Source organism: Bradyrhizobium sp. 153, assembly GCF_023073835.1.
Taxonomy (GTDB): domain Bacteria; phylum Pseudomonadota; class Alphaproteobacteria; order Rhizobiales; family Xanthobacteraceae; genus Bradyrhizobium.
The window spans coordinates 1-11,262 of record NZ_JADPKH010000094.1; the positions used below are offsets into that span (position 1 = coordinate 1).

At 64.9% G+C, this 11,262-nt stretch carries 11 protein-coding genes; 7 read left to right on the forward strand and 4 right to left on the reverse strand.

The window, feature by feature from the left end:
- Nucleotides 1-175 precede the first annotated feature (175 nt).
- The 5 genes from argB to dapE all read left to right on the forward strand — a co-directional run bounded on the left by argB (nucleotide 176) and on the right by dapE (nucleotide 5,404).
- Entirely contained in the window at nucleotides 176-1,063 is an 888-nt protein-coding gene (gene argB / locus IVA91_RS24285; protein ID WP_247276433.1) for an acetylglutamate kinase, read from the forward strand.
- Between the two features lie 230 nt (nucleotides 1,064-1,293).
- Nucleotides 1,294-2,280: a DUF1036 domain-containing protein gene (locus IVA91_RS24290; RefSeq protein ID WP_247276449.1), complete on the forward strand. Its 987-nt coding sequence runs from the start codon at nucleotides 1,294-1,296 to the stop codon at nucleotides 2,278-2,280.
- A 194-nt stretch (nucleotides 2,281-2,474) separates the two neighbouring features.
- Nucleotides 2,475-3,164, forward strand: coding sequence for a pyrimidine 5'-nucleotidase (locus tag IVA91_RS24295; RefSeq protein WP_247276432.1), 690 nt, complete (start codon nucleotides 2,475-2,477; stop codon nucleotides 3,162-3,164).
- Between the two features lie 217 nt (nucleotides 3,165-3,381).
- Nucleotides 3,382-4,227 (forward strand): 2,3,4,5-tetrahydropyridine-2,6-dicarboxylate N-succinyltransferase, encoded by an 846-nt coding sequence (gene dapD, locus IVA91_RS24300; RefSeq protein WP_247276431.1) that lies wholly within the window; start codon nucleotides 3,382-3,384, stop codon nucleotides 4,225-4,227.
- A gap of 10 nt (nucleotides 4,228-4,237) precedes the next feature.
- Entirely contained in the window at nucleotides 4,238-5,404 is a 1,167-nt protein-coding gene (gene dapE / locus IVA91_RS24305; protein WP_247276430.1) for a succinyl-diaminopimelate desuccinylase, read from the forward strand.
- Nucleotides 5,405-5,643: 239 nt separating this feature from the next.
- On the opposite strand, the gene truA is transcribed toward dapE, so the two are convergent.
- From truA to def, 3 genes are all read right to left on the reverse strand, one after another.
- A complete protein-coding gene (gene truA / locus IVA91_RS24310) occupies nucleotides 5,644-6,381 on the reverse strand; it encodes a tRNA pseudouridine(38-40) synthase TruA (protein ID WP_247276448.1) in 738 nt (245 codons plus the stop codon).
- Between the two features lie 119 nt (nucleotides 6,382-6,500).
- Complete coding sequence (gene fmt, locus IVA91_RS24315; protein ID WP_247276429.1) at nucleotides 6,501-7,436, reverse strand: methionyl-tRNA formyltransferase; 936 nt, start codon at nucleotides 7,434-7,436, stop codon at nucleotides 6,501-6,503.
- Between the two features lie 194 nt (nucleotides 7,437-7,630).
- Nucleotides 7,631-8,155 carry a peptide deformylase gene (gene def / locus IVA91_RS24320; RefSeq protein ID WP_247276428.1) on the reverse strand — a complete coding sequence of 175 codons (525 nt, stop codon included), beginning with the start codon at nucleotides 8,153-8,155 and terminating at the stop codon, nucleotides 7,631-7,633.
- Nucleotides 8,156-8,326: 171 nt separating this feature from the next.
- On the opposite strand from def, the gene rmuC reads away from it, so the two are divergent.
- Both rmuC and IVA91_RS24330 read left to right on the forward strand, forming a co-directional pair.
- On the forward strand, nucleotides 8,327-9,526 hold the full coding sequence (rmuC, locus tag IVA91_RS24325) for a DNA recombination protein RmuC (protein ID WP_247276427.1): 1,200 nt from the start codon (nucleotides 8,327-8,329) through the stop codon (nucleotides 9,524-9,526).
- 190 nt (nucleotides 9,527-9,716) lie between these two features.
- Nucleotides 9,717-11,072, forward strand: a complete 1,356-nt coding sequence (locus tag IVA91_RS24330) for an MFS transporter (RefSeq protein WP_247276426.1) — start codon at nucleotides 9,717-9,719, stop codon at nucleotides 11,070-11,072.
- Nucleotides 11,073-11,075: 3 nt separating this feature from the next.
- On the opposite strand, the gene IVA91_RS24335 is transcribed toward IVA91_RS24330, so the two are convergent.
- A partial coding sequence (locus IVA91_RS24335; protein ID WP_247459379.1) for a hypothetical protein occupies nucleotides 11,076-11,262 on the reverse strand: 187 nt, incomplete at its 5' end.

Sequence of the window (11,262 nt, forward strand, 5' to 3'; positions counted from 1 at the left end):
CCATCTCCTTGCGCCTCAAGCTCAAGCGCGCCGGGTGGAACGATGCCTTTCTTTTTGAGCTCCTCGGCCACATGCGATAGCCCTGCCCTCCAGGGGAGGGTAAGAGCACTTTGCGCCACGCCCGCCAATCGGATAGAACGCAGCCCGCGTTAGTCCCGCCAGCGAGATCCGCCTCATGACCGACATCTCCCCGCTCGACCAGGCCCGCATCCTGTCCGAAGCGTTGCCGCACATGCAGCAGTATGACGAGGAAACCATCGTCATCAAATATGGCGGCCATGCCATGGGCGACGAGGAGACCGCCAAGAACTTTGCGCGCGACATCGTGCTGCTGGAGCAGACCGCGATCAACCCGGTGGTGGTACATGGCGGCGGGCCGCAGATCGCGACCATGCTCAAGCGCCTCGGCATTGTCTCGGAATTCGCCGCCGGCCTGCGCATCACCGATGCCGCGACCATCGAGATCGTCGAGATGGTGCTTGCCGGCTCCGTCAACAAGCAGATCGTCGGATACATCAACGAAGCTGGCGGCAAGGCCGTGGGTCTGTCGGGCAAAGACGGCAACATGGTGAAAGCGTCGAAGACGACGCGGACCATCATCGATCCGGACTCGAACATCGAGAAGGCGATCGATCTCGGCTTCGTCGGCGATCCCGAGAAGGTCGATCTCACCCTGCTCAACCAGCTGATCGGCTACGAGCTGATCCCGGTGCTGGCGCCGCTCGCGACCTCTCAGGACGGCCAGACGCTGAATATCAACGCCGACACGTTTGCGGGTGCCGTGGCCGGCGCGCTCAAGGCCAAGCGCCTCTTGCTACTCACCGACGTGCCTGGCGTGCTCGACAAGTCCAAGAAGCTGATACCGCAATTGTCCGTCAAGGACGCACGAAAGCTGATCGCCGACGGCACCATTTCCGGCGGCATGATCCCGAAGGTCGAGACCTGCATCTACGCGCTCGAACAGGGCGTGCAGGGCGTCGTCATCATCGACGGCAAGATGCAGCATGCGGTGCTGCTCGAGCTCTTCACCAACCAAGGCACGGGAACGCTGATCCACAAGTGATGCGGGAACGGGCAAGGAAAGAGGGCGTCATGCCCGGGCTTGTCCCGCCTGCGCGGCCGAAGCCGCTTCGGCGAGGCGAAGGCCCGGCCATCCACGGCTCTCGCATTGCTCGGTCATTCCGGAGCGCCCGAAGGGCGAATCCGGAATCTCGAGATTCCGGGTTCGATGCTTCGCGTCGCCCCGGAATGACTGGATCGCAGCACCGCCGCTCGCCCCTCGCCCGCTTCCTGATGACGCTGCCTGCTGCAGCCGCCTCGTTCTTCTTCTCCTCCGCGCCGGCCTTTGCGGACCTCAAGATCTGCAACCGCATGTCCTATGTCGTCGAGGCCGCGATCGGCATCGACGACAAGGCGGCGACCGCGACGCGGGGCTGGTTCAGGATCGATCCCGCCACCTGCCGCGTGGTGGTGCAGGGCATGCTGACCGCCGACCGCATCCTGCTCAATGCGCGCGCGCTCGGTGTCTATGGCGCCTCGCCGATTCCGCAGAACGGCCGCGACATGCTGTGCGTGGCGCAGGACAATTTCGTCATCGCGGCGGCGCGGCAGTGCCGCAGCGGCCAGACCCAGGCCGCGTTCACGCAGGTGACACCGACGCAAGGCGCGGACGGCAACCTCATTGCCTATCTCGCCGAGGATTCCGAATATGACGACGAGCAGGCGCGCCTCGCCGGCATCCAGCGGCTGCTGGTGATCGCGGGCTACGACGTCGGCGCGATCGACGGCGTCGATGGGCCGAAGACGCAGGCCGCGCTGGCTGCCTTTTTGAAGGGCCGGGGGCTGTCCTCCGACGTCGTGTCGTCGCCGAATGTCTTCAAGAGCATGGTCGATGCGGTGCAGACGCCGTCGGCGACCGGCCTCACCTGGTGCAACGACACGCCGCACAAGGTGATGGCGGCGGTCGCGACCGACGACGGCAAGTCGGTGACGAGCCGCGGCTGGTATCGCATCGATCCAAAGACATGCCTGCATCCTGATGTGACCGGCCAGCCCAGGCAGATCTTCAGCTTCGCGGAAGCGGTCGATGCCGACAACCGCGTCATCAAGCTGAAGGACCGGCCGCTGAACTGGGGCGGCGACAAGCAGCTCTGCACGCGCGAGACCAAATTCGAGACGAGCGAGCAGACCGATTGCGGCGCGCGCGGATTTGCGGCAACGGGGTTTGGGGCGGTGGATGTGTCGAGCGGCGGCAAGACGCTGCGGTTTGCGACGCCGTGAGGAAATGGCGTGATGACGCTACATAGACCGGTGTCGTCCTGGCAAAAGCCAGGACCGATTAACCAAGGATTGCGTTTGGAAGAACGACAACCAGAATGCCCCGATCGATGCGCCGCGGAGTAGGGGTCCTGACTTTCGCCAGCACGACAATTGAGGGCCGGGCGGCTGCGCGCGCAACAGATAGAGAATCCTTGATGAAATCCCCCCGCACCTTCGCCCACATCGACACCTGGGTGTTCGATCTCGACAACACGCTCTATCCGCATCACGTCAATCTGTGGCAGCAGGTCGATGCGCGGATCGGTGAGTTCGTGTCGAGCTGGTTGAACGTGACCCCGGAGGAAGCGCGCAAGATTCAGAAGGATTATTACCTGCGCTTCGGCACCACCATGCGCGGCATGATGACCCTGCACGGCGTCTCCGCCGACGACTACCTTGCCTACGTCCACAAGATCGACCACTCGCCGCTGGAGCCGAACCCGGCGCTCGGTGCAGCCATCGCTGGACTGCCGGGCCGCAAGCTGATCCTGACCAACGGCTCGGTCGACCATGTCGATGCGGTGCTGGCGCGGCTCGGCTTCGCCTCGCATTTCGACGGCGTGTTCGACATCATCGCCGCCGAGTTCGAGCCCAAGCCGGCGCCGCAGACCTACCGCAAATTCCTCAGTCAGCACGCCGTCGATCCGACCCGCGCCGCTATGTTCGAGGATCTCGCCCGCAACCTCGCCGTCCCGCACCAGCTCGGCATGACCACGGTGCTCGTGGTGCCCGACGGCGCGAAAGAGGTGGTGCGCGAGGACTGGGAGCTGGAGGGCCGCGACGCCGCTCATGTCGATCACGTCGCGGATGATTTGGCGGGGTTCTTGGCCAAGCTGTCACGGTAGGCCTTATCGCTCAACCATGCATCGTCATTCCGGGGCGCCCGAAGGGCGAACCCGGAATCTCGAGATTCCGGGTTCGATGCTTCGCATCGCCCCGGAATGACGGTGGAGATACCCGGGGCAAGCCCGATAGCGACGAATGTGCGCTTGACTTGACCTTTCCAAATCCCGAAAAAGCGCCCCAATCCATCAAAATTCCCGTTTCCTTGAGGAAATCCCGATGTCCCTTGCAGCCCTCGAATCCACCATCAACAGCGCCTTCGACGCGCGCGAGACCATCTCGACCACGAGTAAGGGCGAGGTGCGCGAGGCCGTGGACCAGGCGCTGGAAATCCTGGACAAGGGCGAGGCGCGCGTTGCCGAGCGCGGCAGCGACGGCAAGTGGAAGGTCAACCAATGGCTGAAGAAGGCCGTGCTGCTCTCCTTCCGCCTGAACGACATGGACGTCATTCCCGGCGGATCGGGCAAGGCGACCTGGTGGGACAAGGTGCCCTCGAAGTTCGAAGGCTGGGGCGAGAACCGCTTTCGCGATGCCGGTTTCCGTGCCGTCCCCGGCTCCATCGTGCGCCGCTCGGCCTTTATCGCCAAGAACGTCGTGCTGATGCCGTCCTTCGTCAACCTCGGCGCTTATGTCGATGAGAGCACCATGGTCGACACTTGGGCCACCGTCGGCTCCTGCGCCCAGATCGGCAAGCGCGTGCACATCTCCGGCGGCGCCGGCATCGGCGGCGTGCTCGAGCCGCTCCAGGCCGAGCCCGTGATCATCGAGGACGACTGTTTCATCGGCGCGCGCAGCGAGGTCGCCGAAGGCGTGATCGTGCGCAAGGGCGCGGTGCTGGCGATGGGCGTGTTCCTGGGCGCCTCCACCAAGATCGTCGACCGCGAGACCGGCGAAATCTTCATGGGCGAAGTGCCCGAATATTCCGTGGTGGTGCCGGGCGCGCTGCCCGGCAAGCCCCTGAAGAACGGCCAGCCCGGTCCGAGCACCGCCTGCGCCGTCATTGTCAAGCGCGTCGACGAGCGCACGCGGTCGAAGACGAGCATCAACGAGCTGCTGCGGGATTGATCCGACGCGCATGACCGATGCTCTCTCCATCGCCCGCGATCTCATCCGCTGCCCCTCGGTAACCCCGGCCGATGCCGGTGCGCTTGGGGTGCTTGAAAAAGCCCTGACCGCAGCAGGCTTCACCTGTCATCGCGTGACGTTCAGCGAACCCGGCACCGCCGACATCGACAATCTCTATGCGCGGATCGGCAGCGAGGGCCCGCACATCACCTTTGCCGGCCACACCGACGTGGTGCCGCCCGGTGACGAGAGCGCCTGGAGCGTCGGCGCGTTCTCGGGCGAGGTCCGGGATGGCGTCCTGCACGGCCGCGGCGCGGTCGACATGAAGGGCGGCATCGCCTGCTCGGTGGCGGCGGTGCTGGAGCATCTCGCCGCCAATGAGGGCAAGCCGCGCAAGGACGGCAAGGGCTCGATCTCTTTCCTGATCACCGGCGACGAGGAAGACGTTTCGATCAACGGCACGGTCAAGCTGCTGAAATGGGCCGCCGAGCGCGGCGAAAAGTTCGACCATTGCGTGCTGGGCGAGCCCTCCAACGTCGAGACGCTCGGCGACACCATCAAGGTCGGCCGCCGCGGTTCGCAATCCGGCACGCTTCATGTCGACGGCGTGCAGGGCCATGTCGCCTATCCACATCGCGCCTCCAACCCCGTGCCTGATATTGCGCGGCTGATCGTGGCGATCTCCGACGAGCCGCTCGACCATGGCAGCGCCCAGTTCCAGGCCTCCAATCTCGAATTCACCTCGGTGGACGTCGGCAACAAGGCCAGCAACGTCATCCCCGGCGAGGCCCGCGCGAAATTCAACATCCGCTACAACGACAACCACACGCAAGCCAGCCTGCGCGAATTGGTCGAGGCGCGCCTCGCCAAAGCCTGCGGCAACCGCATCCGCGCCCGCATCGTCTGGGATCACTCGAACTCCAACGTGTTCGTGACCAAGCCCGGCCCGTTCACCGATCTTGCAGTGTCCGCGATCGAAGAGGTGACGGGCCGCAAGCCGGAGCTGTCGACCTCGGGCGGCACGTCGGACGCGCGCTTCATCTCCAGCTACTGCCCGGTGATCGAGTTCGGCCTGGTCGGCCAGACCATGCACCAGATCGACGAGCGGGTGCCCGTGGCGGATCTAGAGAAGCTGACGCGGGTGTATCGGGGGATTTTGGCAAGGTATTTTGCTTGAGGCACTGTTGCCTCCACAAACAGAGCTGTCATCGCCCGACTTGATCGGGCGATCCAGTATTCCAGAGACAGCAGTATTGAACCGGGAGGCCGCGGCGTACGAGATGCCCCGGTCCCGGCGCCGCCAAGGCTACGCCGGGGCCACAAGGGTGCTCGGCCACCGAAGCTTTTGCGAAGGCGGCAAGCCGGGGCATGACAGCGCTGATGTAGCGAGAGCGCACCCTGCGCCCTCCGCGCATCTCAATAATCCACCTTCACCAGATACAGCCCCTGCGGCGGGGCGACGATGCCGCAGGCGGCGCGGCTGCGGGCGGCGAGTGCGGCCGACAGATCATCGGCCGTCCAGCGTCCCTCGCCGACCCAGACCAGCGATCCCACCATCGAGCGCACCTGGCTGTGCAGGAACGAGCGCGCAGAGGTGACAATGGTGATCTCGCGGCCGTCGCGTATCACGTCGAGCTGATCGAGCGTCTTCTCCGGCGACTTGGCCTGGCACTCGGTATCGCGGAACGTCGTGAAGTCGTGCTTGCCGAGCAGACGCTGGGCTGCTGCATGCATCGCGTTACTGTCGAGCCGGCGCGGCACGCGCCAGGCGCGACCGACGTCGATGGCGAGATTGGCGCGGGTGTTGATGATGCGGTAGCGGTAGTGGCGCTTGATGGCCGAGAAGCGCGCCTCGAAGGTCTCGGGGACGATCTCGGCCTCGAGCACCGCGACCGGATGGGGGCGCAAATGCGCGTTGAGCCCGTCGCGAAAACGATCCGGCGCAAATTGCTTGCCGATGTCGACATGCGCGACCTGGCCAAGCGCGTGCACGCCGGCATCGGTGCGGCCAGCGCCATGCACCCGCGCGTCCGCGCCGGTCATCGCCTTCACCGCGGCCTCTAGCGCGCCCTGCACCGAGGGCAGCGTCTCCTGCACTTGCCAGCCGAAGAACGGCGCGCCGTCATATTCGATGGTGAGCTTGTAACGGGGCATCGTGTCCAGTTTCACCGTCATTGCCCGCGAAGGCGGGCAATCCAGTACTCCGCAGCCGATCAGATCAACCGAGAAGCCTCGGCGTACTGGATACCCCGCCTTCGCGGGGTATGACAGTGTCAGCTGAATTTCGCGCCCGCCCTCACAGGCACGCCGCGCAGAAAGTCCGCGGCCCGCATCCTGGCCTTGCCTTCGCGCTGCAGCTCGAGGATGCGGACGGCACCCTCGCCGCAGGCGATGGTGAGGTGGTCGTCGAGCACCTCGCCCGGCGCACCTGAGCCGTTCGCCAATTCACATCGCAGGATCTTGACGCGCGCATTTTCGCTGACGTCCACAAGCTCGGTCCAGGCGCCGGGAAACGGCGACAGGCCATGGATGTGGCGCAGCACCGCGCGTGCGGGTTTCGTCCAGTCGATCCGCGCCTCGGCCTTGTCGATCTTGGCGGCATAGGTGACACCGTCCTCGCTCTGCTTTTTGAGCTGGAGCCCGCCGCGTGCGAGCGCCGCCATCGCGCGCACCATCAAATCGGCACCTAACCGGGACAGGCGATCGTGCAGATCGGCCGCGGTCATGCTGTCGGTGATCGCGATGCGCTCGGCCATGGCGACGTCGCCGGTATCCAGGCCGACATCCATCTTCATCACCATCACGCCGCTTTCGGCATCGCCTGCCATGATGGCGCGGTTGATCGGCGCGGCGCCGCGCCAGCGCGGCAAGAGCGAAGCGTGCAGATTGTAGCAGCCGAGCTTCGGCGCATCGAGGATCACCTGCGGCAGGATCATGCCATAGGCGACGACGACGGCGGCATCGGCATCGAAGGCGCGAAACTCGTCGAGTGCTTCCGGCGTCTTCAACGTCTTCGGCGTCAGCACGTGGACGCCGAGTTTTCGCGCCGCTTCTTCAACCGGAGTGGGCTGCAATTGCAGGCCGCGCCGTCCGCCCGGCTTCGGCGCGCGGGTGTAGACGGCGGCGATCTCGTGGCCATGCGCGACCAGCTCGAGCAGCGTCGGCACGGAGAAATCGGGCGTGCCCATGAAGATCAGGCGGAGGGGCATCAACAGACTCGCTGCGTTCCCTCCCCCTTGGGGAGGGCTAGGGAGGGGGTGCCACACGACCGCTCTAGCGGCGTGAGCGCGGGCGCTTTGTTGCTCGCGCTCCGCAAATCAGGAGCGCCTTTTGCTGGGCTGCCCCCTCCCCTGCCCTCCCCCCAAGGCGAGGGAGCAGACTGAGCGTGAGGCAACACTAAACTCTACCCCGCCCGCTTGGCGGCCTTCTCGAACTTCTTCATCACGCGGTCGCGCTTGAGCTTCGACAGGTAGTCGACGAACAAGACGCCGTTGAGATGATCGATCTCGTGCTGGATGCAGGTGGCATAGAGGCCTTCGGCATCCTCCTCGTGCAGCTTGCCGTCGAGATCGGTGAAGCGCACGCGCACCTTCGCCGGGCGCTCGACCTCCTCGTAATATTCGGGGATCGAGAGGCAGCCTTCCTCGTACACTGAAAGTTCCTCTGAGGAGGAGAGAATCTCCGGATTGATGAAGACGCGCGGCTCGTGCCTGGTCTCGCCGTCCTCGTCCCGCTTGGCGAGGTCCATGGTGATCAGCCGCAGCGGCTGCGCGACCTGGATCGCGGCGAGGCCAATGCCAGGCGCGTCGTACATGGTCTCGAACATGTCGTCGGCAAGCTTGCGGATCTCCGGCGTGACCTTCTCGATCGGCTTGGAGACCAGACGCAGCTGCTTGTCGGGCAGGATGATGATTTCTCGTAGGGCCATGGCCGCGATTTAAGCCGCGTGTCGGGTGCGGTCAATCCGGCGCGGAACTCCGTTAACCCTTCGCTAACCATAAAACTTCAGATTTCGTTAACCATAAGAATCAACGGGACTTTGGCCATAAACGTTCGCTATTCGTTCGTGGAGCCCGGCGAATCGGCTAGAAGGGTCGGCATGAACGAGATCATCTTCGTGCTCGGCGACTGGCCGGTGCGCACCATCGACGCGCTGATCGGCTTCGGCGCCCTCGTCCTCATCCTGCTGGTGGTGATTGCCGGGGTGATCGCGCGCTCCGGGCGGCGCGGCGCGGAACTCGCGATGGCCAATGCCATCCGTGCCGACGAGCTCGAGGAGCGCCTGAGCGAGGTGCTGCGGGCCCAGAGCGAGGCTTCGGGCCGGGTCGACGCCATGACCCAGGCGCTGGCCGGCCGCCAGGCCGAGATGGCACGGGCGGTCAACGAGCGGCTGGATTCGGTGACGCATCGCGTCGGCCAGTCCATGGAACACTCCACCCGCAACACCATGGAGAGCCTGCGCGCGCTGCATGAGCGGCTCGGTATCATCGACAGCGCGCACAAGAACCTCTCCGACCTCACCACCCAGGTGACGACCCTGCGCGACGTGCTCGCTAACAAGCAGTCGCGCGGCGCCTTTGGCCAGGCGCGGATGGAGGCGATTGTCCAGGACGGTCTTCCAAAAGGGTCCTACGAGTTCCAGTTCACGCTCTCGACCGGCAAGCGGCCCGATTGCGTCGTGTTCCTGCCCGACCAGCGCCCGCTCTGCATCGATGCAAAATTTCCGCTGGAGGCGGTGACGGCCCTGCACGATGCCCGTACGGACGAAGAGCGGCGGATTGCCACGCAGCGGTTACGCGGCGACGTGATGAAGCACGTCAGCGACATCGCCGAAAAATACCTCGTTGCCGGCGAGACCCAGGAGATGGCGCTGATGTTCGTGCCGTCGGAATCGGTCTATGCCGAGATCCATGACGGCTTTGACGACGTGATCCAGAAAGCGTACCGCGCTCGCGTGGTGCTGGTGTCGCCGTCGCTTTTGATGCTCGCGATCCAGGTGATGCAGCAGATCATGAAGGACGCGCGCATGCGCGACGCCGCCGACCAGATCCGCACGGAGGTTATCAAGCTCGGCGACGATCTGGGCCGTCTGCGCGACCGGGTGCTGAAGCTGCAAAAGCATTTCTCCGACGTCAACGAGGACGTCCGCCAGGTTCTGATCTCCGCCGACAAGATCGAGAAGCGCGCCGGACGTATCGAGGAACTCGATTTCAGCAAGAGCGATGCGGCCGATGCCCCGCGGCTGGTCGCGACGGGCGCGGGTGAGTTGTTCCCGAGGAAGCTGCAGGCAGGGGAGTGAGATTAAGGTACACGGTCATGCCCCGCGCAGGCGGGGCCTCCAGTACGCCGCGGCGATCGTGGTTGAGCCGAGGCGCTGGTGATTACTGGATCGTCCGCCTTCGCGGACGATGACAGCGAGGGATGGAGAGAGCTTCCGCCCACCGAGCTCCGCCAGAGTCTTTTCGGCCAGAATCTGCTAACACCTGCGCATGACCGCACCCGACGCGACCTCCTCCGCCGGCGCTGCCGCCTCCTGGCGTGACAGCCTTGCCGTGTACCTGCAACCGCGGGTGCTGATCGTGCTGTTCCTCGGCTTCTCATCCGGCCTGCCGCTGGCGCTGTCGGGCTCGACGCTGCTGGTGTGGATGCGCGAGGCCGGAGTCGATCTCAAGACCATCGGGCTGTTTGCGCTGGTCGGCACGCCCTACACGCTGAAATTCTTGTGGGCGCCATTGGTGGATGCGATGCATGTGCCGCTGTTCACCCGCGCCTTCGGGCGGCGGCGTGGCTGGCTCTTGTTCTCGCAGATGCTGCTGATCATCGCCATCCTGCTGCTGGCGCTCACCGATCCCGCGCGCTCGCCGTTCTACGTCGCGCTCGGCGCGCTGCTGGTCGCAACCATGTCCTCGACCCAGGACATCGTGGTCGATGCCTTCCGCGTCGAGAGCTTGCCCGAGAGCGAGCAGGCGGCCGGCATGGCCGCTTATGTCGCGGCCTATCGCATCGGCATGCTGGTCTCGACCGCGGGCGCGCTGTTCATCGTCTCCGGCTTCGAGGGCACCGGCATTAGCCGGCAATCGGCCTGGATGTGGGGCTATGTGGTGATGGCGGCGATGGTGCTGATCGGGACCATCACGGCGCTCCTCGCAACCGAGCCCGAGCAATCGGTGCGGGCGGAAGCTGCGACAAAGGCCGAGACCGCGTTCGCGCGCGTGCTGCGCGCCGCAATCGGGGCGTTCTCGGAATTCCTGTCGCGGAAAGACGCGCTCGCCGCGCTCGCCTTCGTCGTTCTCTTCAAGTTCACCGACGCGTTCTCCGGCACGATGACCGCGCCGTTCGTGATCGACCTCGGCTTTTCCCGCAACGATTATGCGGCGATCGTGAAGGGTGTCGGGCTCGCCGCGACGTTGCTCGGCGGCTTTGCCGGCGGTTTTGTCGCGCGGCGTTATTCGCTCGCGACCAGCCTGTGGATCGGCGGCGTGGTGCAGGCACTCGCCAACCTTTCGTTCTCCTGGCTGGCGTTCGTCGGCACCAGCCAATGGGCGCTCGCCTTCGCCATCACGGCTGAGAACTTCACCAGCGCCATCGGCACCGTGATCTTCGTCGCCTATCTCTCCGCCCTGTGCAAGAACCCGTTGCACACGGCGACGCAATACGCGCTGCTCACCGCGCTCGCGGCGGTGGGGCGAACGTATCTCTCCTCGGGTGCCGGCTTCGTGGCTGATACGACCGGCTGGGCGCTGTTCTTCGTGATCTGCGTGCTGGTGGCGATCCCGAGCCTGGTACTGCTGGCCTGGCTCCAGAAGCGCGGCCATTTCAAGACGCTGGGGCCAGTCAGGGTTTAGGACTCACGTCTCGCCTTCCTCATTGCGAGGAGCTCTTGCGACGAAGCAATCCAGACCGTTTCCGCGGAAGAATTTCTGGATTGCTTCGCTTCGCTCGCAATTGTCGATGTTCAATAATTCGCTGATTGGATCGCGGTGGTCTTGGTAGCGGCGAAGGCCTTGGGAGTTTGTCCTGCCAAGGCCTGATGGG